We start from the raw sequence: 22631 nt of genomic DNA on the forward strand, positions 1-22631 counted from the left end.
TAGCAATGGGAGATGGGAGAAAGGCTGCAAAAAGTATACATGAATATTTAAGCGAAAAATCTTAATCTTCTTTTTTAAATATTGTTTTAGGTGATACCATGGAGTTTTTTGAAACAGTTGAAAAACGGAGAAGTATAAGAGAGTATCAAGACAAAAAAGTGCCAAAAGCAGAGATCGAAAAGATCCTTGAAGCAGCCTTTTACTCCCCAAGCTCACGAAATAAAAGGCCATGGCACTTCATTGTTGTGGAGGATAGGGATCTTATAATAAAACTCTCCCAGACTAGGAGTGCCCTTAAGTTTCTTGAAACAGCGCCTTTAGCAATAGTTGTTTGCGGGGATGAAACTATAAGCTCGGCATGGGTTTTCGATGCAAGTATTGCAGCAGAGCATATACAACTGGCAGCCACGGCATTAGGTCTGGGAGCATGCTGGGGGCATGTCTTAGAAAGACAACACAACAAAGAAAAAAGTGCTGAAGAGTATATAAGAGAGCTTTTGGGAATTCCAAAACATATTAGGATTCTATGTGTAATTGGAATAGGTTACCCTGCAGAACGAAAGCCTGAACACGATGAAAAAGAGATAATGTGGGAAAGAGTACATCTAAATAAATTTGGAAACGCCTTTAGATGACTGCAGGAATTCCTGGAACTCTTGGGAAAGGTTGAACCTCAGCTATGTGCTTCGCTCCTACCAAATACCTGACAAGCCTTTCCACACCAATACCTGCCCCTGCAGAAGGCTTTAATTTCCCTGCCTTTGCAACCTCAAGGTAAGGCCCAAATGCTTCCAAGCTCAAACCACTTTCTTTTAACTTTCTCAGTATCACTTCATATTCCCATTCCCTTTCTCCACCACTTGAAACTTCTCCATAACCTTCAGGTAATATTAAATCATAGTTCCTAAAGTGTCCCGGTTTTGCTGGATCCTCTCTATCGTAAAATTCCCTAGATATGTCCGTTATCCAGAAAGGCTCACTCATAGCTTTACTCGCCTTTTCATCGTCGCCAAATTCTTCTTCAATCTCAGCCATAGTAAAGCGCTTAAATGGTACCTTAACTTTAGGTAAACCTCTCTCAGCAAGCTCCTCCCAGGTTCTTGCTTCCTTAAAGAGTCCTACTATTAGTTCTTCTATAAGGCTCATAACATCATCCATGGTTGCATAAGCTATCTCGAAATCAATTTGAGTAAACTCATACGCGTGTCTCCCATCGTCCCTATCTCTCTCTTCAAGTCTTATGTTGGGAGAAAGGACAAATATTTTCTCCAGACCCATTGCCATGGCAAACTGTTTATGGAGGATCATGCTGTGCATTAGCTTTAACTTTGTTCCATATGCTTCAATCTCTGGAGCTCTCATCTTACTAGCTGCTGGATCAGGCCATAGAGGATCAGTTATGGAGCTTAGCATAACTGGTAAGAGCCACTTAAAACCCTTTTTAACAAAGAAATCAGTCAGATAGTCTATCACTTTTGTTTGCACTTTAATAGTACTTTCAATATCCCTACTTATTAGTTGAACTGCGTTCATGAGCATCACCAATATGACAACTATCGAGGACCTATATGTATTTTATGCAAAAAATCTTGGAGAATTGGTAATTTTGTGAAAAATATTAGGGACAATATAGAATAAAAATCAAGTTATTTATAAATAGACTTGTCAAAATTTTACGATATTTTGCTAATCTTAGCTAGAATACCAAAGAAGAACTGAAGCAATTGTACAAAAGTAGAGTTAAGAAAATAAAATTCAAAGGGCAGGATAAGTTCACTGTTGTGGACAGATGTCTTTCTCAGTTGGTGGGTTTGGATCAAGGCCTTTTCTTTGTCTTATCTGCCTTATAATGTTTATAGCAAGCTCAGTTGGCACTCTCTTGAAGCCTGCGTGCTCTGTGCTCCACAATGCCCTACCGCTGGTTGCACCTCTAATTGCTCCAGCGAATCCAAACATTTCAGCTACTGGAGCTTCTGAGATAATGATCATTACTTCGCCCTCTTGTCTCATGTCAATAAGCTGTCCTCTTCTTTGGTTCATTTCTCTGCTGACTGAACCCATGTATTCGTATGGGACGTTTATGATGACCTTCTGGTATGGTTCGTAAAGGACTGGGTTGGACTTCATCATTGCACAGTGAATAGCAGTTCTAATTGCTGGATAAATCTGAGCTGGACCTCTGTGGACGTTATCTTCGTGAATCTTAGCATCTACAAGCCTTACTATGACCTTCATCACTGGTTCTTTAGCAAGTGGCCCTTCGTCCATTGCTTGGTGGAAACCATCGACAAGAAGGTCCATTACTTCGTTAAGGTACTGGAGACCCTTTGTGTTGTCAAGGAACATGTTTCCATTGTAAATGTCAACGATACCTCTCGCAATATCATAATCCATTCCAAGTTCAGCAAGCTTCTTTGCAACGGCTTTTGTATCTTTTGGCCTTCCTTCGGGAATTTCGCCCTCTTTAATTGCTTGATAGATGTTGTCTGGCATTGGTTCAACGACAATATAGAATCTGTTGTGCTTGTTTGGTGACTTTCCTTCAACTATTGGACTGACCTTTGTAATGCTCTCTCTGTAAACGACGATTGGCTCTGAAACGTCAACATCAACGCCCCATTGTTCCTTAAGGTGTACTAATTTAACCTCAAGGTGGAGCTCACCCATACCACTGAGCAAGTGCTGTCCGGTTTCTTCATCAATCTTAACATGAAGTGTTGGATCCTCCTTAGCAAGCTGTCTGAGAGCCTCAATAAGTCTTGGTAGATCCTTAACGTTCTTGGCTTCGATAGCTACTGTAACAACAGGCTCACTTGTGTAGTGAAGTGCTTCAAATGGCTCAATTTGCTCTTCTGAGACTGTCTCACCAGCCATAGCATCCCTTAAACCAGTAACCGCCACAATGTTACCCGCTGGCACGGCTTCCATGTTAACTCTCTCTGGACCCATGTAAATACCAACTTGCTGGATTCTTGCCTTTCTCTTTGCAGTTATAAGATGAACTTCTTGACCTGTCTTTACAGTACCACTCCAAACTCTACCTGTGGCCACTTCACCAGCGTGTTTGTCAATAATGATCTTGGTAACAACCATTACCACTTTTCCTTTTGGATCACACTTGGCCATTGATTGACCGATCTCGCTTTCCACTTCTCCTCTCCAGAGGTGTGGGATTCTATATCTTTGAGCCTCTACTGGATTTGGAAGGTGCCTAACTACCATATCCAATACCACAACGTGGAGTGGGGCCTTCTTTCTCAAGGTCTTCAAGTCGCCAGCGTTTGTTAGGTCAATAATGTCCTTAAATGAGACTCCGGTTTTCTTCATGTATGGAACACTAAGGGCCCAGTTGTAGTAAGCGGAACCAAAGGCAACGCTACCATCATTAACGTTTACCAACCACTTGTCTCTGAATTCCTGGGGAGCGTATTTCCTAATTAAGCGGTTTACATCTGTGATAACCTTAACAAACCTCTCTTGCATTTGCTGAGGAGTAAGTTTGAGCTCTTTAATGAGTCTATCAACCTTATTTATGAACAGCACAGGTTTAACATACTCTCTAAGGGCCTGTCTAAGAACGGTCTCTGTTTGGGGCATGACACCCTCAACGGCATCAACTACAATTATTGCTCCATCTATAGCTCTCATTGCTCTTGTAACGTCACCACCAAAGTCAACGTGACCTGGAGTGTCAATGAGGTTAATGAGGTATTTTTGTCCCTCATATTCGTGAATCATTGAAACGTTAGCTGCGTTGATTGTAATACCTCTTGCTTGCTCCTGCTCATCAAAGTCAAGCACGAGTTGCTTTCCTGCGAGTTCCTCACTAATCATTCCTGCTCCAGCCAAAAGATTATCACTCAATGTTGTCTTACCGTGGTCAATGTGAGCGGCAATACCCATATTTCTAATTCTTTCAGGCTGAAGCATCAATTCCTTAATTTCCTTAATCATCTCTTCCCTCTTTCCCATATCGCACCACCTAAAAATGTTGATCGTTAGTTCATCTCTCACTTCAAAAATTTAGTTATAAATCTTTCCATGCTCACTTTCCAAATCTTCTACTTCTCTTCTGGTATTCCCTAATTATTCTGAGGAAATCAATCTTTCTAAACTCCGGAAAATACACATCGACAAAGAAAAGCTCGCTATACGCGATCTGATAAATCAAGAAGTTGCTTATCCTAACCTCACCACCCGTCCTGATAACTATATCAGGATCGGACATGTTGGGCACATAAAGATACCTTTTCAACAGCTCCTCAGTTATCTCATTCTTCTCGAGTTTCCCAGCTTGAATATCATCAACGATCCGTTTCACAGCATCGACTATCTCACTTCTCCCCCCATATGCAACAGCAATATTTAAGGTATAATTATTATATTTCTTCGTGGCCCTCTCTGCCTCTTCAGCTGCCTCTCGGACATTTTTGGGCAACAACTCTTTTCTTCCAAGAACATTAACCCTTATCCCATATTTATGAACCCTTTCATCATGGACTAGCTCTCTAAATTTCTTCTCAAAAAGATCCATTAACATCTTAACCTCTTCCTTACTCCTCTTGAAGTTCTCAGTAGAGAAGGCGTATACTGTCAGCGTTCTTATACCCAACTCACGACACCACTCAAGGATCTCTTCTAACTTTTGAGATCCAAAGAGATGGCCATACCACGGAGGCTTATCTAAAAGCCTAGCCCATCTCCTATTCCCATCCATTATGATCGCAACATGCTTTGGGATTTTCTCAGGTCTAGACTTGACTTTCTCAAATAGGTAAGACTCGTAGAGGTCATACACCGGCTTGAATAAAATATGAGGAATGAAAGAGACAATCCTATAAATCATATCCATTCACTCAACTCTCTTTCTCTTTTGAATATGCATTTCAGCAAGCTCAATGTAGATTTCAGCATTTTTCTTAGTCATCTCAATTTCTTTTTCAGTGAGCTGCCTTACAACTTTTCCAGGAACTCCAACAACAAGGCTGTAATCTGGGATCTCTTTTCCTGGTGGGATTAGAGCGCCAGCTCCTATTATGACATGATTTCCAATCTTTGCCCCATCCAAAACTATTGCCCCCATGCCAACAATAACATAGTTTCCGATTTTCGCACCGTGAATAACTGCATTGTGGCCTATTGTAACATATTCCCCAAGTATCGTGGGATTTTCAGGAGAAGTGTGAACACTCACATTATCCTGTATGTTGGAGCCTTTCCCAATGTATATTTGCTCTATATCTCCTCTGAGTACTGCTGATGGCCAGACACTTGTTTTCTCCTCTAAGACTACATCCCCGATTATATAGGCATTATCATCCACAAATGCCGTCTCATGAATTTTAGGCCTCTTTCCATTTAGCTCATAAACCACCATGATTACCACCAGTAATGGCTGGGCAAAACAACTTATAAACTTTCACACCCTAAAAAACATGTGGTGGAATACTAATGAGATACCGGAAAGGTGCCAGTGCTGAGAGAGAACTCATAAAAATGCTAGAAAAAGAAGGATTTGCTGTTGTTAGATCTGCCGGAAGCAAAAAAGTAGATATAGTTGCCGGGAACGGCAAAACATACTTGTGTATAGAAGTAAAGACTACAAGAAGTGACAAACTCTATTTGAGTGAAGAAGACTTGATGAAGGTTAAGAGTTTTTCAAGCACATTTGGTGGAAAGGGAATTATTGCGGTCAAGTTCATAAACAATGGATGGTATTTCTTTGATGCTGAGGAGTTAAAAAAGAGCGGGAAGAACTATAAAATAAGCCTGCAAATAGCAAAGCATAGTGCCAAAACTCTTGAAGAGGTAATTGGCAAACAGAAGTCCTTAGTTGAGGTGATTAGAAGTGGGTAGAAAGGTTATAATTATTCTCCTGACTATTTTTCTGCTCTCAACATATTCACCCACAAGCGCCCAAATGCCTCTCCTTCTTCAAGTTCCACAAGAATATTTCGAAGCAAGACCTGGAGAGACTGTATCTGTTCCAATCACATTGATAAACGTGGGGAATGAAACTGCCGAAAACATAACTGTGTACATTTCGGGCCCTCTTGTCCAAGGCCTTCTTTACAGCCAGAAATACATAAAAGAACTCAAACCTGGAGAGAGTATAGAAGAAACTCTCTCAATATATGTCCAAGATGTAAGAGCGGGAGTTTATGATTTAAAGGTGATTGCAAGAAGTGGAGTTACTTTCCTTGAAGTTCCTATCTCCCTGAGAGTATTAACCCAAATAAGCTATTCTACCGATATAGATGTCCAAGAAAAGTATTTATTTGGACAAGACGTTACCATAACTCTCCTAGTATCTTCTTCATCAAACGGAGTTATTTTTGGAGATGTGTCCTATGAGATATACCGAAACAATAACCTAATTGCCCAAAGAACACTGCGCAATATTTTCCTTTACCCTGACCCTCCAAGGAACAAATGGGAATACCCAATTTTTATACCGAGGCCCAGTGTAGGAAACTATACCGTGATAATGAGAAGCACATTCAGAGGACTCTCAAAAACGGTTACAAAGAGCTTTCTTGTATACCAACGAGCACTCAGCTATGAAACCAAATTCGAGAAAGGAATAATTTACGTTAAAATAGTGGACGAAAATGGGAATGGTGTAGAAGGAATTCCCGTAACCATAGAGGGAACTCTCTTAAAAACAAACTCTTACGGAATCGCATTCATAGAAGCAAAGGAACCTGGCACTTATCGGATAACACTGAATCTAGATGGGAAAATAGTTGAAACCTTCGTAGAGGTCAAGAAATTGTTTGTAGATTATGAGCAAAGAAATGAGACACTTCTAATCTATGTGAGAGATTCTTCCGGAGTTGGAATCCCCAAGGTAAGTGTGGAAGCCATAGGACCTCTAGGGAAGTCATACGCAACTACTGATGAAAATGGAAGCGCTTTGATAAACCTAAACGAAATTGGATTCGGAAGTATTAGAATAAAGGCAGAAAATGACGCATATATCGGAGCAGAGTCCATAATAACCGTTGAGAAACCCAAACCTCCAGAGACTGAAACTCCCTCTCCAACCACCACCCCTCTTCCAACGAATCAAACAAATCAAACGACGACACCAGTTCCCCCACCACAGCCAAAAGATTATGGAAACCTGCCTCTGATTTTAATACTTTCTGCACTCCTATTTGGGGGCACCTCATATGTGGCATTGTTTAAACCATTGAAATTCGAAGAACAACTAGACAAGTATTACTTTGTTAAAATAAAGGCTCCAAGACTCAGAGAGATACAAAACTTTAGATATGAAAGGGAAATAGATGCTGTAGAAGCCAGAGCAACAAAGGGAAAGGTAACCATTAAAGACGGCAAAATAATTTGGGAAATAGAAAAGCTAGAACCCAACGAAGAGGCATTTCTGCAGGTTATTCTTTAATCTTTAATTCTCTTTTTTGGAAAGATTTTTAAAAGACAAAATCTCATTAAGATAAGCATCTAAACGATGGTGAGGTGGTCAACATGGTTGATTGGGAATTAATGCAAAAAATTATCGAGGCACCTGGAGTTTCTGGATACGAATTTATGGGAATAAGGGATCTTGTCATAGAGTCATTGAAAGATTACGTAGACGAAGTAACTGTAGACAAGCTTGGGAATGTCATAGCACACAAAAAAGGAGAAGGCCCAAAAGTTATGGTAGCTGCTCATATGGATAAAATAGGGTTAATGGTCAATCACATAGATGAGAAAGGTTACTTACATGTGGTCAGAGTTGGAGGAGTTGATCCAAGAACCCTTGTAGCTCAGAGAGTTAGAATTTTCACTGAAAATGGAGAGATTTATGGAGTTGTTGGGCACATTCCTCCTCACCTGACAAAGCCAGAAGAGAGAAACAAAGCTGCCGATTGGGACACCATAGTTGTAGATGTAGGTGCTGATTCAAAAGAAGACGTTGAAAAAATGGGAATTAAAGTTGGAACAATCATGGAATTCGCCCCTGCCTTCACAAGGTTAGGCGAGAATCGCTTTGCCACACCTTATCTTGATGATAGAATCTGCCTTTATGCAATGATCGAAACAGCAAAGGCCTTAGAAGAGCACCAAGCAGACATATATTTTGTAGCAAGTGTTCAAGAAGAGGTAGGGTTAAGAGGAGCAAGAGTGGCAAGTTATGCAATTGATCCAGAAATTGGAATAGCCATGGATGTAACCTTTGCAAAACAACCAGGAGATAAAGGCAAAATAGTTCCAGAACTTGGAAAAGGCCCAGTAATGGACGTAGGGCCAAACATAAATCCCAAGGTAAGGAGCTTTGCTGAAGAAGTTGCCAAGAAGTATGAGATTCCACTTCAGATAGAACCAAGTCCTAGACCAACAGGAACAGACGCAAATATAATGCAAATAAACAGAGAAGGCGTTGCAACAGCCGTTCTTTCAATTCCAATAAAATATATGCACTCTCAAGTTGAACTAACAGACGCAAGGGATGTAGACAATACAATAAAACTGGCAAAGCACTTCCTTGAAGAACTCAAACCTATGAACCTCATCCCATAACCTAAAACCTTATCTTTTCTTAACCCCTATTATTTTTGGTGTTGTTTGTTGAAAAAAGGGGAGATTGAATACAGAGTTGAACTGGCTGAAAAAAGCCTTAACCTCATAAAAAGCGCCCTTCCAAAAAATTCAGAAGAATTCTTAGAATTAGGTCTATCCAAAGACGGAATATATAAGAGATTAGAATTTGCAATTCAGAATATTCTAGACAGCCTCAATGAAATAATCATTGCCCTGAATCTCGGCCCTTCAATAGGCTACAAGGATATTGTAGAAACCCTGCACAAAGAAGGAATCATTAAAGATGCTCTCAAAGAAAAGCTTGAATTCCTGATCCAGCTAAGAGAAGTGTTGATTTATGATTATGATCTTATTAGTGATGATATGGCGTTCCGAAACATGCCTGAATACCTCCAATTTATAGAGGAAAGCATAAAGTTTCTTAACTCTTTTCTGGAGGGCGAAAAGTGAAAATTGGCTTAATCCCCCTTGTAATGAAAGAAATTGAAGGGGAGATTTTGGAGAGCATTAGAAAGCATCTTGAAGATTTTTACTCCCAATTTGGCTTCAACGTAGAAATACTCCCAGAGACTACAATAAAAGACTTATTCTTCTCTTACGATTCTACAAGAGGACAGTTCTTAGGAAGGTTCTTTCTAATGAAAGTAGCTGAGATTAAAGGCATTAAAAGATTATCTGCAGGACTTGGAATTACAGATGCTGATCTATATGAAGAGGGGATGAACTTTATTTTTGGCCTCGCAAATCCTTATCTTAAGTCAGCTATAATATCCCTTGCTCGTCTAAAACCAACATTTTATGGGGAACATGATGGAAAGCTCTTAAAAGAAAGAGCAATAAAAGAAGCAATGCACGAGATAGGACACGCATTTGGCCTTAAACACTGTCCCAATCCAAAATGTGTCATGCATTTTTCAAATTCAATAATTGATACCGACTATAAAGGAAAAGACTACTGTGAAAAGTGCTTAAATACGTTAAAAAGAAACCTGAGGTGAAAAAATGATAGAAATCGAACTTAAAGGATATGCCAACGAGAAGATATTTGAAAGAGTGAGAGCAACCTTTAAGTTTATGAGAAAAGAAATTCATGAGGACATTTACTTTAATCACCCATGTAGAGATTTTTCCAAAACTGATGAAGCACTTAGAGTGAGAATTAAACGATTTAATGGTCATTTCGAAGCTTTGCTTACATATAAAGGACCAAAAATCGATGAATTATCAAAGACAAGAAAGGAGATCGAGGTAAACATAGATAACATTGAAACGTACATTGAGCTTCTTCATGCCCTAGGATTCAAAGAGGTTCTAACTGTAAAAAAGACCAGAGAGAAATACTACATTGAAAAAGGTGTTACCATAACCTTAGACGAGATAGAAGGACTAGGAAAGTTTGTCGAGATAGAAAAGTTAGCAAAAGATGAAAAAGAAGTAGAAAGAGAAGTTAAAAGACTACTAGGTATTTTAAAGTCCCTTGGGATTGAACGGTTTGAGAGAAAATCCTACCTAGAACTCCTAATGGAAAAACTCAACCTCTCAGAAGGGCCTTGATGGCTTTTATCAATTCTTTATCATTAAGAGCTGCTCTCTCTAGAAGCCCTCTTTTCTTTAGTTCCGCCCCTACCTTTACACTTGTGGGGATTCTAATCCCAAGACCTCTTAAAAACTCTGCTTCCTCAAACACATCCCTTGGCTTACCTTCCATGACAAGTTCGCCCTTATCGAGGACAATTATTCTATCGGCAAAGTCAAAGAGATACTCAGTGTTGTGTTCTACCAGAACTATAGTAATTCCTTGCTCCTTATTAAGAAGAGTTATGAGACTCAAAACTTGTTCTCTGCCAAGTGGATCCAGTTGAGAAGTGGGTTCATCCAAAACGAGTATCTCTGGCCGCATTGCTAGAACACTCGCTATCACAAGCCTCTGCTTTTGACCCCCACTTAAATTTGGCGGAAACTCCTTCTCAAGACCCTCAAGGCCCGTAATCTTCAATGCCCAATAAATTCTTCTCCGTATCTCCTCCAAGTCAAGGCCCAAGTTTTCAAGGGCAAATGCAACTTCCTCTTCAACTGTCATGTTAAAAAGCTGTGAGTCGGGGTTTTGAAGAACTAGGCCCACTAACTTCGAAAGCTCAGCAACGCTGGCTTCTTTGGTATTATAACCTTTCACAAAAACGTTTCCATTGAATTCCCCTTTTATGGAGTGAGGAATTATCCCATTAAATGTTAAACATAGAGTAGATTTTCCACTCCCACTGGCCCCAAGAATACCCAAAAATTCCCCTTTCTTAACCTTCAGGTTTATATCTTTAAGAGAGTAATCTTTGGCCCCAGCATATTTGAAACTTAGTTCTTCTACTCTTATCATCCTTACTTCCTCTCCGCCACTCTTGGTAGCATAAGGGCCAATCCGAATATAAAGACCAGAGTTGAGAATATTTCAAGTCTTCCAATCCACATGTGAAGAATGAGAAGTATCTTCATGTCAAGAGGCAAGGCTGTTGAAGTTATTCCCACACTCAATCCAACGTTTCCCTGAGCTGAAGCAACTTCAAAGAAAGCGTCTGCCAAACTTGCACCAACCCTAACCATTGTCCATACTGTACCCACAAGAAGAAGGGCAATGTAAGTCATCGTAAAACCCAAAACTTCTTGGAGGTCTTCTTCTGTGAATATGTACTCTCCAATTTTCCTTTTAATAACCGCACCCTTTGGGAGTATTGCCTGCTGTATAGTCCATTTTAAAGTTTGGAAAGTTAATGTTATACGGATAAGCTTTATACCACCAGCGGTACTTCCAGCACCTCCACCAACAACCATGAGAAAACCTATAAGGAGTTTAGCCAGCTCTGGATATTTGCTTAAATCGGTGATAGAAAACCCAGTACAAGTAACTGCAGAAACAGCGTGGAAAATTGCTTCCCTAAATGAACTAGCTATTGAAAAACCATTTTGAGTAGTCAGGGCATATCCTATTAAAGCCACAACAGGACTTAAAAAGAAAAACATGTATTTAACTTGAATATCCCTGAAAAATGGAACAAGAGATTTCTCCTTAAACATCTTATAGTGAACCGTGAAGTTTGTGGCACCCATAATCATCAAGAAGATAGTTATGGCCTCTATGCTTAGGCTATTAAAGAAACCTACACTTAGATCATGGGAACTCATACCACCTGTTCCAACTCCTACCATTGAGTGTATCACAGAGTCAAAAAGCCCCATTCCATTTATATAATAGAGATAGACCCCCAAGAGTGTTATAACAGCATAAATTTGGAATATTATTTTCGAGGTATTTGCTAAGTTAGGGAGAATCCTTTCTGTCCTTGCCTCGGCTTTGTAAAGTCTTGCAGCCGCAACCCCTGGACGAATGAGAATTGTAAGAGCAACGAGGACAATTCCAATTCCACCTAACCACTGCATCCAAGCTCTCCAGAAAAGTATTATACGCGGGTAACTTTCCAAGTTGCGCATCATTGTTAACCCTGTACCAGTCCAAGCAGACATACTCTCAAAGTAGGAATCTATAAAACTCATGCCAGCTATCCTCATGAAGGGAACCACACTTACGAGAGATGCGAAAAGCCAAACGAACGCTGCCGATATCATGGCCTGTCTTAAGTTAACATCTTCTACATGTTCCGAATGCCTTGCAAGCCATGCTCCAAATAGGATGCATGCAAGCCCAGGAAGGACAAAGTAATAGACGTATTTCATTTCTTCTACATAAACCCATGTAATCAAGACAGGGATCAAATAGGCGACGCCAATACCTTGAAGAAGTGCTCCAATTAAGTTTCTTATTACAAAGATATCATCTGCAATATTGATGTATTTTCTGACTTCTAGCATTGAGTCACCACATAGTTTAAGGAGAAAAGGGAATTAAAAAATTTTCGAGCGGACTGAGGCGAAGTCTTTTAAAAACGAATTTAAAATTTAAGTCAGGTGGTGACAGTGGAAGAAAAAATTGAGAAACTAGTTGAGGCGGGAAAAATTGCACAACAAGTAAAAAAAGAGGTTTTAGATCTAATAAAACCTGGAGCTTCTCTTTACGAAATTGCTGAATTCGTAGAAAAGAGAATAATTGAACTTGGTGGAAAGCCTGCTTTTCCCTGTAATCTCTCGATTAATGAGATCGCAGCCCATTACACACCTTATATAGGAGATAAAAGCATTTTAAATGAAGGAGATTATCTTAAAGTAGATTTAGGAATTCACATAGATGGTTACATTGCAGATACGGCGTTCACTGTGAGGGTTGGAATGGATGATGATGACCTTATAGAAGCTTCAAAAGAGGCCCTAGAGAATGCAATAAGCGTCATCAAAGCTGGTGTAAGAATAAGTGAAATTGGAAAAGTTATTGAGGAAACCATCAGGGGGTATGGATTTAATCCAATAGTCAACCTAAGCGGGCACGTTATAGAAAAGTACAAACTCCATACAGGAATTTCAATTCCAAACATTTACAGACCTCACGATAATTATGTACTGAAAGAGGGGGATATTGTAGCCATCGAACCATTCGCAACTACAGGTGCAGGTCAAGTTATCGAGACACCACCTACTTTAATATATATGTATATTAGGGATAGACCAGTGAGATTACCACAGGCGAGAAATCTCTTGAAACATGTTAAAAATAATTTCTCAACTTTACCATTTGCTTATAGATGGGTACAAAAGCTTATGCCTGAGACACAGCTTAAACTGGCACTTATTCAGCTGGAAAAAGCTGGTGCTTTATATGGGTACCCAATCTTAAAGGAGATAAGAGGAGGTCTTGTTTCTCAGGCAGAGCATACAGTGGTAGTAGAAAAAGATGGGGTTTTGATAACTACATGATTTTTTAGTTTTTACTCGGCATTGGCGCCGGGGCGGGGATTTGAACCCCGGCGGGACAAAGCCCAGTGGATCTCGAGTCCACCGCCTTCCCTGGCTAGGCTACCCCGGCGCTCCCAATCACCAATTACAACCATATACAAACTCGGCTCAAGATTTAAAGCCAATTTAAGCAACTGTTCTATTGCTCGGCTCATGTTAGCAAATCTCTCCTTAGCAAGTGCCCACACTTCACCATCAATTGTTATCTGATGTCTCTCACGAAGCCTTCTCGGAGTTCCTTTTGTACTATTAGACGCTTTTACACGCTTTCTATGTGTACTGACACTGCCTGACATGTACACATCACCAATTGAAATTTATAAACTCTTCCTATATATATTTTTTGCTCATCTATATAGACATATATATCAATGAACTACCTCAGAAAAGGAAAATTATAAAATCTTGTTGCTAATACTAATTAATGTGGTCCAAGAGAATATTAACCTCTTTATTCATGCTTAATTTTATTGTGATTATGTGTGTTGGATTCGTTGTATTTAGCTTTATCCTTCAATCTAGCCTAACAAAAGAATTCTTGTTTCTAATTAGTTATCCACATCTTGTGGCTGGCATGTTCACACTTATTGTTGAGATTATAACTGCCAAAAAATATCAAGATGAGATAAAAGAGTATCTCGAGTCGATAAATACCTCAAATGAAAGAATGTTTAAGAATTACTTGATTGCGAACGTCTCAATACTAATAGCGAACTTATTCGGACTTTTAGGTTTGCTATTTTCTGAGAAAAACCTAATAGGAATAATATTTTCCCTAACATATCTTTTTATCTTAACTAAGACATTAGCAAAATTGTTTAGCTCTATAAAAGATGAAGAAGACCTAAAACCATTTTATACATTTACTCTGCTTCAAGACTTTGCTCTGAGTGAAATCGAATTTTTTGCTTCAGTGACTATTCTAATTTTATTCTCGACTATTTTGATATTCTCAAGATTTGAATCAATTGTCATCAGTGTCATTGGAAGAGTATTTGGTTTTGTAATTTTAGGAATAACTCTACTTGCAATTTTAATTCACCTTACTAAAAAAGAAACAATTAGAAAGATAGCACAATGTTTGTTGCGAATAAAAACAAATACCATGAAAGACTATGAAAAAATTTGATTTCAATGTTTATATTCTCTATATCAAGAATTTTTTAATTAATTAATTAAAAAACTCCTTAGAAAATAAAACAATATTTCTTAATTCTATATTATGTAACTCTTAGTCGGTGAATATTAAGTTTAAGTATTCACCTCTATTCTTGAAGATACCAAATATAAGAACTTTAAAAGACCAAATAGAACATATTAACTCTTTGTATTACATTCGCAATGTTTTTATATATTAAAAATTATACATAAAAATGACAGGGTTACACCTGTCGAAGATAAAATAAGTGGTGAGAGAGATGGAAGTTGGAGCTATTTTGGCGAGACGTGGTAGACCGCCAAAGTATACAAATCCAAAGATGGTCCATATTTATATGAGTTCTGAGGACTTAGAGGAATTTGACAGACAAAGAGGAAAATTAAGCCGTGCTGACTATTTATCAATTCTGATAAGGAGTAAAGGAAAGAATATCGGTGTCGTGTTAAGAGAGAATGAAGAATTAAAAAGACAGATTAAGAAACTTGAGATGAAAGTTATAGCGTACTCAAAGAAGATACAAAAATATGAAAATATGCTACGAGCTTTAAAGGAGACCAAAATAGATGACAAAAAGAAAAATCTTGAAATTGTCGAGCAAATTAAAAATGAATTAACAAAGCTTGTGGAACTAAAAAATAAACGAAGTAAAGAGTTGAATCCACATAGAATCGAAGAATTAAATAGAGAGATTAAAAAGACTTCAAAAAAGTGTAACCATTTTTTAGAAAAGACACAAGTAGATAAAACGGAGTTCTGGAGACTAGTAAATAGTGGAAATATTGAAGAAGCTATCAAGCTTTTAACTCGTTAATCTTTCATTTTTTAAGTTTTGTTATAGCTTGTGAAGAGTGTGGTTTTTGGTGGTGAAAATGGTGGAAAGTGATAAAATCAGAAAAGAGTACGTGTGTTTAAAGTGTGGTTCCATTTTTGATAGCATTGCAAAAACTCCCAGGTGTCCAGTTTGTAAGAGTAGAAAAGTAGTAGAATCTAAATTTTGGATTAAAACAAAGCAAAAAATTGAGAGCGAGCTAAAAACGAAACAAAAATTAGAGTTTAACATGACTAATGAACTGGTTAAACCTAGTGAAGAAGGGGATTTAACCCGTGGAAAACCGAGTGAAACCACGGTGAAATTAATGGTGAAAGGAGAAAATAAGGTGAAAAAGGGTGATTCACCAGGTGAAGTTGAAGCGGTTAAGGGTGAGAGTGTGGTGGTAAATAATAATGACGGGTTTAAACTGGGTGAAAAACCACTTGTAACCGGGGAAAATGAAGTGGTTTTTAGTGGTTCTCCAAAACCACCAGAGGGTGAAAGTAAGGGTGAAACACTAAAACTTAGAGGTTCTAATGGGATAAGTATCTCAACCTTTTTCATTAAGATCATGGTATTTCTTGGAATTATAACCTTGGCCTACTGGAAGCGCAAGGAGATATGGAACTTCATAAACTCTTTGTTTGGAAGAGAAGAGGATCAGTCAACTTTATCTTACTATTGAAGACCACTAAGAGGTGGCTAACACGATAAGAACTAATGAGGAAAATGAAATAATAGATAAAGTATTGGACTGGAGCCTAGACAATCCATTTACTTTCACCTTAATATCTCTTGGACTCCTTTATCTAGGCTATAAGATATCCAAAGCGTTGTTCTATCCTATCCAGGCATTAAACATAATCCTGCAGTTGATAGAGAGATTCAAGTAAGCATGACAAAAATATTCTCCCAAGTTCTCATTCCGAGTGGTTCTCTATAGCCTTTTTTACAACTTTTCCCAGCAGGAGTGTAAGAATATTTTCAAATTTTCTACTAACATCTCCATTCAGTTCATAAAGTGTGCTTAATGTTTTAACTATTATGTTAGACCTAATCTTTCCATAACCTTTTCAATTAATTCTTCTCCTTCGTTATTTTTACCATGATACCTACTTACATACAGTGGTACAAAACCTGTCTGTCTTATGGAATATGACTTAACTCTCCTTACTTTAGACTTGAGATATTTTCGAAATAACTTATTAGAAGTAGAAAAATTCCGTATAGCATTATAAGTCACATTAGAGACGTAATCAACAAGTTGTAGTCCAAAAGAATATTTAGAAACCTCAAATGCTACTGAATCTTTTATTCGGGAATACTTCTCAAAGTATTTAGGATTAAAAAAGATATCATTATACACGGCAGACAATTCCTTAAAAAGACCTTCATCATAAATGATTATTCCGTACTCTTCACGTTCTCTTAGACAATCTTCGATTCTTAGCATTATTGTTCTAAGGAAATCTTTTTCAATTTCATTTTGAGGTTTAAAAGTAGTATCAAAGAAATAAGTCCAAACAATGATGATGCAAGTGCTTTCAGGTAATAAAGCTAGACTTTTTTCGAAAAATTCGAGATAGTGAGCATATCCTTTATTTTCCGTACTTAGCCACGGTTTTTCTTTAACAAGATTCTCGTATTTCTTTTTCTGTTTTTTGTATCCTTCTTCATTGGCTATTTCTAAATATCTTTTTAATGTCCAAAGATCTGCAGCTTTTAGCTCATCATTTAAGGGTATGCCATACTCATTTTTTAGGTTGAAAAATGCTTCAGAAGCGTTGAAGTACTCTCTCTCTGGAATCACAAGTGCACTTCTTAAGTAATAACCTCCTTTTTTAACCTGTCCACTTTCATCTGAGAAAATAAATAAAACCACATTCAACACCTAGTAATTATGGAAACTAAAGATTAATATTTTTTATTGTTCTTTCGTCATGACACACCAAATTGACCCAAAAAATTGAAAATTAACCTACTACTATTCTAGGTAAATGTTTAAAGTAAGATCTTTATCTAGTTGAACAAGTTCTATTTTAGCCAATCTACTAATGTTACCGCATAATTCAGCTTCAATCTTGTTTTTAAGTAATCTAAGTATGGAGTATTGAACTATCTCATCATTTTCCCAGTACTGTACAAAATTCTTTAGTTTTATTTTAACAGGTTTTCCTTTTTTCAGTGGCTTGTTTAATCCAAACATTTTATTAATCTCACATTCCAGTTTTTGGAGGTATTCTTCATAATCATTCCTGGTTTTGTTTCTTGGATATTGTCCAACTTTACTAAACTTAAGTTCGATTGAGCCATTCTTGGAAATTTTTTCTAGCTTATATAGAGTTATCTCTTCCTTATTCCATACTTCCAACCATTTGTCTAATGTACAGATTGGCAATTTCTGATCTATCATATAGATTGTATCATCAATTTTTACACCAGTAGCAACGTGACTAAAGAATTTTGCAAAATAAACCTCTGGATATAGATTAAGAAGTAATGAAGCTGTGAATCTGGCATAATCTCTACAAATTGCCTGTTTATATTCCAAAATTTTACAAGGATCCACACTGCCTAGCAAGTTAATCGTATCCAATATTTTTTTCGATATTTTTTTAATACGTTTTCGTAAAGATTTTTCGTTCCGATAGAAATTTGTGTAGCTGATTAACAAATAAAACAATAGAAATAATGGAATACCAAAAAATAATACTGCAAGGAAAAACACTAACAAAAATGGCAATTTTTTAAGAACAATGAGGATGACTAAAACAACAAATACTAGTATCCATATAAACAAAAATTTTGCTGAAATCCATCGTTCTTTCCAGTATTCAATGTTTCGATGTTGCCACTCTAAAATATTTGCAAGTGTTTCCTTATCAGATTCTCCTTTTAATTTGTTTACCACCTTTTTTATGTGTTCATCACTTATATCAGAGAGAGTTGGACAAAACTGTTTTTTATCTATCTGCTCTGATAACATAGTCCAACACTCTTTATTTATGTTATTTCTCTTTGTTTTTATATTTTATCAAAATTTTAGGTTTCTTGAGTCTAATAGATTAATCTAAAATATCTACGTTGCATGCATAAATAAAGAACAAAAAAGAAACTAAAGTTCTAAAATATGTAAAGCTTTCTTTAGATCATCAATTAAGTAATAATAGATTCTAACGGCATTTTGGACATTTTGTCTGTAATTTCTACCACCAACGCTTTTTGGTGCTCTACCTTGAAGGAACTCAATTAAGTGTGCTGAATCTGCAGGTGGATTTGGAACTTTGGACATAACATTATTGTTCAAGAAGTTTTGAACGAATTTTCTAAACAAAGCAAAATCTTTGGCTTTATCTGAATTGTTTAGCATTTCATCTTTTCTTATGGAATTTGATGTCAATCTATAACTGCTTTTCTGATATGTAATTAAGTCATCAACTAATTCAATTGGAAAGACGGCAACATAGCCTCTTTTGGTTTCGTGCTTTCTTGATGGAATCTTAACTCTTTCCAAGTCATAAACTGCTATCTTCTTTTTCCATTCTTTTGGCAAGTCAAAGGCTTCAAAGGTTTCATCAATGACCTTTGGATTGAACTGGTTCATTAATGCTAAAACTTCCTTTCCTCTCAATCCAGTAAAGGCTAAAAGCTTCAAAAACAGTCGCCTTGCATGTATGATTTCTGGTTTTGTTCCTTTAACGTCTTTGATTATGTTCACAATATCTTTGGCTTTGATTATTTTTTCTGTTTCTGGTCTTGCTTTGCTTTTGATGTTTGGAATTACGGCTTTGAAATCAATGCTTTCGCTTTTCTTTACCTTTCCTTTTTCTACTAAGAAGTTGATGTAGCTTCTTATTGCATTGTAGGCATGTCTGTCTGGATTTCCAGATTTTGTTGGTGGTATTGATTCAATGAGTTTTCTTAGTTCTGCTGGTGTGTTGGCTTTTTTGCCTTTCAAGTATTTGTCTAATTTGCTTATGTATTTTGAAGCCATTGATGGTGTTGTTTCTTTTATCCATTTGATGTATTCTTTTCTATCTCTTTCATAGTCAATTTTATGTGGTGTTGCTTTGGAAGGCTCTAAAGCCTTTGAAAAAATGTCTTCCTCTTGGTGTGGCTCAATTCTTTCAATGGCTTCTTTAGAAGTGTCCATTTTGTTAAAGCGGAGTATCTCGAGTCCACCGCCTTCCCTGGCTAGGCTACCCCGGCGCTCGAAGTATACTACCAAAAAGGCCCTTATAAACATTGCTCACAAGAATAAAAAGATCAAATAGAAAAAAGAATATAAAGTGGAAAATCACTTCTTCTCGTCGCATGAAGCTAATCCATAAATAAGCAGGAGTGGAAAGTCCTCTAACCCGATTTTTCCTTCAAGTAACTTTTTTCTGATGAGCTCTCTAAGATCCACCACATATATCACCTCCGGCCACGAGAAAAGCTGTGGATTTATAAATTTTCGTGAATCAAAATAGGTCCCGATGTATACAAAAGTGCATTAAATAATAAAAATGAAAAGCCCTTAAGATCAACAAACTCTAGGCACTGGATCTCCAACAGGTGGCTCCAAGAATCTCTTTCCACCTATACCCGTCTCAAGAAGGACCCTTCCAATATATTGATCAGTCACTTCCCCTATTATGACCGCGTCCCTTCCAAGTTTGGTCTTTCTCATAGCCTCCAATGCATCTTCAGCAAACTCTCTATCAACTATCATTACAACTTTCCCTTCGTTTGCCACTTCATAGGGGTTTATGCCGAGCATATCACTTGCAGCCCTTACTTCAGGCCTCACTGGAATATCACTCTCCCTTACAAGAATTCCAACATTGCTCTTTCTTGCTATCTCATTTAAGGCATTGCTTAGCCCACCTCTCGTGGGATCTTTCATTGCGTGGATATGCTCCCACCCTATAACTTTTGCAACGCTCTTTACAACTTCCCATATCGGTGCCACATCACTTTTCAACTCTGTTTCAAAGCCTATGCCCTCTCTATGGCTCATTAAGGCTATCCCGTGATCTCCCACAGTACCACTTATTAAAACAACATCTCCTATTTTTGCCCCTGAATCACTTATTGGTCTTTCAGCTACTCCAATTCCCGCGGTGATTACAAATATTCCGATTTTATCTTCCACAACTTTTGTATCTCCAGTCACTATCGGAACGGGCACCTCTTGAGCAGTTTCATCCATTGATTTTAAGATCCTCTCAAAGTCTTTACCATCAAACCCTTCCTGAATTATCATTGAATTCGCTAAAGCCAAAGGCTCCGCTCCCATGACGGCCAAGTCATTCACCGTGCCACTTACTGCTAGTCTTCCCACGTCTCCTCCAGGGAAAAATAGGGGCTTAACTGTGTGACCATCTATGGTAAATACTAAATGTTTGTCTCCAAAAGGAATTGTTGCTCCATCATCCAAAGCCTCTAACCCGATTCCACCAGCCGAGTTCAGAGTTACATTCTTTAAAATGACCTCTTTAATGAGCTCCCCCATTAATTCTCCACCAGCTCCATGTTCCAGCTTAATTTTCATAAATTATCACCCTCTAAGCTTGATTTTGTTTATACTTTGCCTGCTCTTTATAACCAACAGATAGTTTAAATACTTTCTGAAAGAGGCATTTTTGAAAGTCATTTTAAGCCTCGTTTTTAACCCATATTCGAAGGAGCAACCTATAAAATAGATATGTAGAAACCAAAGGATAAATTAAACTCAGTAAGTGAATACCATAGTAGGAAACATACCCAACATATGGGACAGAAATGAGGAGTTTTCCTATTATATCCTCTTTGTTCACATACCAAGCGTCGATATACCCTCTGTTGTCCCCTTTTGTCATGTAAATAATTTGCCCCTCTCGCTCTTTTATGTCTATTACTCTATGGAGCACTTTGTATTTCTTTTTCGAAAGTTCTACCTCGTAAAGAATAACATCGCCAATCTTAATATCACTCTCTGGAGAGACTATCACTAAGGAAAAGGGACTTATTCCTGGTTCCATGGAATCTGTTAAAACCACCACACTTTTAAATCCAAGCAGGTGAAGAAGAATGAACAGTATTAATGCAGAAAACAGAATATAGGCTAAGAAGCTTTCCAAGAAGTTTCTCATTTTCCACACCTCAAAAAATTAAAAGAGATCAAAGAATTTATGGCCCTTGAACAACTACAGCGAGATTTTCTACTTGGCTTATTTGGACTTGTGTTGGAAATGTTAACGTGATATAACTCCCTGCTGTTAAAATTGAGTTGATAGTATAACTCCCAACTGCAAGTAAATTACTTGAATTATCATAAAGCTTCACATAAATTGTTGAACCTGCTGAAACGTCCTTATCAAATGAAACCTCTACTCCCGTTATATAATCAGGATTAGTACTGTTGAGCAAGAATTTAATGTTTCCGTTATCCACAGGAGAAGTCACCGGAGCAGAACCTTCACCAATGTTTTGAACATTTAGGTTTATCACTGGGACTGCCAAGGCAACGTTTACCAACAAAAATGCAAAAGCCGACAACATCGCCAAAACTCTCTTATTTTCGCCCAACAATTTCATTTCTTTCATTCTATCACCTCCCCGTTGTTTAACAGAATTAGGCTGAATAGATTTCTTTAAAAATTTATCCAACGACAAATAGTAAGAGACCAACGATTTATATTAATAAACATTCCCAAACCTCATTTAGCTACTTAAACCAAAATTTGTCATAAGGTTTATAACGGCAGAAAAACGTCGGATGTAGTGGGAAAATCATGAAAAGGAACATATTAGCCTTTATGATTTTCATACTTTTATTGCTATGTTCTCTTGCTTTTTCCTATACTTATATCCACCTAGCTTCTCAGCAACTTGGAGAAGGGAGAGTTTATATATGCAAACTTCCAGTTAATTTGTTACTTTTCGAAGCAAATAAAGAGTATTCCACAAAGATCCTAGTAGACCCACAAACAGTGCCACTCTGGAATAGAAAGGGGAAAGTGTATGTAACTTCAGATAAAAATGGCACCAACCCTCTATATTACTGGGTCGAAAACTCTACTACAGTTCTAGTTAGCGTTCCTCCAACTAATAATACAATCATTAAAATTTTCATCTGGTACTGTGCTCTTGAGAACCCCTATCAAGAATATGAGAACAATACAAAGTTCTTGGAGATTTACGAACTCCCCTATTCTCTTGAGAACACTACAGTATACCTTAAGTTCGAATAAA

25 protein-coding genes and 1 tRNA gene are annotated in these 22631 nt (G+C 37.6%); 13 read left to right on the forward strand and 13 right to left on the reverse strand.

The features are described 5' to 3' along the window. The first annotated feature begins 98 nt into the window (after positions 1-98). A complete protein-coding gene (locus EP1X_RS08905; protein WP_055283743.1) occupies positions 99-635 on the forward strand; it encodes a nitroreductase family protein in 537 nt (178 codons plus the stop codon). Here EP1X_RS08905 and EP1X_RS08910 read toward each other — a convergent pair. From EP1X_RS08910 to EP1X_RS08925, 4 genes are all read right to left on the reverse strand, one after another. After that, on the reverse strand, positions 628-1533 hold the full coding sequence (locus tag EP1X_RS08910) for an asparagine synthetase A (protein WP_055283745.1): 906 nt from the start codon (positions 1531-1533) through the stop codon (positions 628-630). The genes EP1X_RS08905 and EP1X_RS08910 overlap by 8 nt on opposite strands. A 240-nt stretch (positions 1534-1773) precedes the next feature. Continuing rightward, a complete protein-coding gene (locus EP1X_RS08915) occupies positions 1774-3972 on the reverse strand; it encodes an elongation factor EF-2 (RefSeq protein ID WP_055283747.1) in 2199 nt (732 codons plus the stop codon). Positions 3973-4045: 73 nt separating this feature from the next. Next, positions 4046-4846, reverse strand: coding sequence for a polyprenyl diphosphate synthase (uppS, locus tag EP1X_RS08920; RefSeq protein WP_055283796.1), 801 nt, complete (start codon positions 4844-4846; stop codon positions 4046-4048). Between the two features lie 6 nt (positions 4847-4852). After that, positions 4853-5377: a gamma carbonic anhydrase family protein gene (locus EP1X_RS08925; RefSeq protein ID WP_055283749.1), complete on the reverse strand. Its 525-nt coding sequence runs from the start codon at positions 5375-5377 to the stop codon at positions 4853-4855. A 74-nt stretch (positions 5378-5451) separates the two neighbouring features. Between EP1X_RS08925 and hjc the strand changes: the two genes are divergently transcribed. From hjc to cyaB, 6 genes are all read left to right on the forward strand, one after another. Beyond that, positions 5452-5856 carry a Holliday junction resolvase Hjc gene (hjc, locus tag EP1X_RS08930; RefSeq protein ID WP_055283750.1) on the forward strand — a complete coding sequence of 135 codons (405 nt, stop codon included), beginning with the start codon at positions 5452-5454 and terminating at the stop codon, positions 5854-5856. Then, on the forward strand, positions 5849-7408 hold the full coding sequence (locus EP1X_RS08935; protein WP_055283751.1) for a CARDB domain-containing protein: 1560 nt from the start codon (positions 5849-5851) through the stop codon (positions 7406-7408). Before hjc ends, EP1X_RS08935 begins: the two co-directional genes overlap by 8 nt. Positions 7409-7491: 83 nt before the next feature. Next, positions 7492-8529 (forward strand): lysyl aminopeptidase, encoded by a 1038-nt coding sequence (locus EP1X_RS08940; protein WP_055283753.1) that lies wholly within the window; start codon positions 7492-7494, stop codon positions 8527-8529. A 48-nt stretch (positions 8530-8577) separates the two neighbouring features. Beyond that, positions 8578-9000 (forward strand): DUF86 domain-containing protein, encoded by a 423-nt coding sequence (locus EP1X_RS08945; RefSeq protein ID WP_055283755.1) that lies wholly within the window; start codon positions 8578-8580, stop codon positions 8998-9000. Further along, the gene (locus EP1X_RS08950; protein ID WP_082391546.1) at positions 8997-9548 is read left to right on the forward strand and encodes an archaemetzincin family Zn-dependent metalloprotease; all 552 of its coding nucleotides are present in this window, start codon (positions 8997-8999) and stop codon (positions 9546-9548) included. Before EP1X_RS08945 ends, EP1X_RS08950 begins: the two co-directional genes overlap by 4 nt. Before the next feature lie 4 nt (positions 9549-9552). Then, a complete protein-coding gene (gene cyaB / locus EP1X_RS08955) occupies positions 9553-10104 on the forward strand; it encodes a class IV adenylate cyclase (protein WP_055283756.1) in 552 nt (183 codons plus the stop codon). Here cyaB and EP1X_RS08960 read toward each other — a convergent pair. After that, positions 10082-10921 carry an ATP-binding cassette domain-containing protein gene (locus EP1X_RS08960; protein ID WP_055283758.1) on the reverse strand — a complete coding sequence of 280 codons (840 nt, stop codon included), beginning with the start codon at positions 10919-10921 and terminating at the stop codon, positions 10082-10084. The two genes, cyaB and EP1X_RS08960, sit on opposite strands and share 23 nt — an antisense overlap. Positions 10922-10923: 2 nt before the next feature. After that, positions 10924-12408, reverse strand: coding sequence for a TrkH family potassium uptake protein (locus EP1X_RS08965; protein WP_055283760.1), 1485 nt, complete (start codon positions 12406-12408; stop codon positions 10924-10926). A 105-nt stretch (positions 12409-12513) separates the two neighbouring features. On the opposite strand from EP1X_RS08965, the gene map reads away from it, so the two are divergent. After that, positions 12514-13404, forward strand: coding sequence for a type II methionyl aminopeptidase (map, locus tag EP1X_RS08970; protein ID WP_055283762.1), 891 nt, complete (start codon positions 12514-12516; stop codon positions 13402-13404). A gap of 22 nt (positions 13405-13426) precedes the next feature. On the opposite strand, the gene EP1X_RS08975 is transcribed toward map, so the two are convergent. Continuing rightward, positions 13427-13513 (reverse strand) — tRNA-Ser (locus tag EP1X_RS08975). A gap of 408 nt (positions 13514-13921) precedes the next feature. On the opposite strand from EP1X_RS08975, the gene EP1X_RS08980 reads away from it, so the two are divergent. The 4 genes from EP1X_RS08980 (at position 13922) to EP1X_RS10095 (ending at position 16306) form a co-directional block, all read left to right on the forward strand. After that, positions 13922-14572 (forward strand): hypothetical protein, encoded by a 651-nt coding sequence (locus EP1X_RS08980; RefSeq protein ID WP_055283764.1) that lies wholly within the window; start codon positions 13922-13924, stop codon positions 14570-14572. A 289-nt stretch (positions 14573-14861) separates the two neighbouring features. Further along, complete coding sequence (locus EP1X_RS08985) at positions 14862-15413, forward strand: hypothetical protein (RefSeq protein WP_055283766.1); 552 nt, start codon at positions 14862-14864, stop codon at positions 15411-15413. A 58-nt stretch (positions 15414-15471) separates the two neighbouring features. Further along, a complete protein-coding gene (locus tag EP1X_RS08990; protein WP_055283768.1) occupies positions 15472-16098 on the forward strand; it encodes a hypothetical protein in 627 nt (208 codons plus the stop codon). 13 nt (positions 16099-16111) lie between these two features. Then, the gene (locus EP1X_RS10095; RefSeq protein WP_156300732.1) at positions 16112-16306 is read left to right on the forward strand and encodes a hypothetical protein; all 195 of its coding nucleotides are present in this window, start codon (positions 16112-16114) and stop codon (positions 16304-16306) included. Between the two features lie 149 nt (positions 16307-16455). Here the strand turns inward: EP1X_RS10095 and EP1X_RS08995 are convergent, their stop codons facing one another. From EP1X_RS08995 to EP1X_RS09020, 6 genes are all read right to left on the reverse strand, one after another. Next, positions 16456-17304, reverse strand: a complete 849-nt coding sequence (locus tag EP1X_RS08995; protein WP_253276567.1) for a DUF3800 domain-containing protein — start codon at positions 17302-17304, stop codon at positions 16456-16458. Positions 17305-17397: 93 nt separating this feature from the next. Then, the gene (locus EP1X_RS09000; protein WP_055283772.1) at positions 17398-18399 is read right to left on the reverse strand and encodes a transglutaminase-like domain-containing protein; all 1002 of its coding nucleotides are present in this window, start codon (positions 18397-18399) and stop codon (positions 17398-17400) included. A gap of 129 nt (positions 18400-18528) precedes the next feature. Beyond that, positions 18529-19659: an integrase gene (locus EP1X_RS09005; RefSeq protein WP_055283774.1), complete on the reverse strand. Its 1131-nt coding sequence runs from the start codon at positions 19657-19659 to the stop codon at positions 18529-18531. A 279-nt stretch (positions 19660-19938) separates the two neighbouring features. Further along, positions 19939-20949 (reverse strand): hydrogenase expression/formation protein HypE, encoded by a 1011-nt coding sequence (gene hypE, locus EP1X_RS09010; RefSeq protein ID WP_055283776.1) that lies wholly within the window; start codon positions 20947-20949, stop codon positions 19939-19941. A 103-nt stretch (positions 20950-21052) separates the two neighbouring features. Continuing rightward, positions 21053-21529 carry a signal peptidase I gene (locus EP1X_RS09015; RefSeq protein WP_055283778.1) on the reverse strand — a complete coding sequence of 159 codons (477 nt, stop codon included), beginning with the start codon at positions 21527-21529 and terminating at the stop codon, positions 21053-21055. 37 nt (positions 21530-21566) lie between these two features. Further along, positions 21567-21983: a hypothetical protein gene (locus EP1X_RS09020; RefSeq protein WP_055283780.1), complete on the reverse strand. Its 417-nt coding sequence runs from the start codon at positions 21981-21983 to the stop codon at positions 21567-21569. A 188-nt stretch (positions 21984-22171) separates the two neighbouring features. On the opposite strand from EP1X_RS09020, the gene EP1X_RS09025 reads away from it, so the two are divergent. Then, positions 22172-22630 (forward strand): hypothetical protein, encoded by a 459-nt coding sequence (locus EP1X_RS09025; protein ID WP_055283782.1) that lies wholly within the window; start codon positions 22172-22174, stop codon positions 22628-22630. Position 22631 lies beyond the last annotated feature (1 nt).

This window comes from Thermococcus sp. EP1, from assembly GCF_001317345.1.
In the GTDB taxonomy this organism is placed as follows: domain Archaea; phylum Methanobacteriota_B; class Thermococci; order Thermococcales; family Thermococcaceae; genus Thermococcus_A.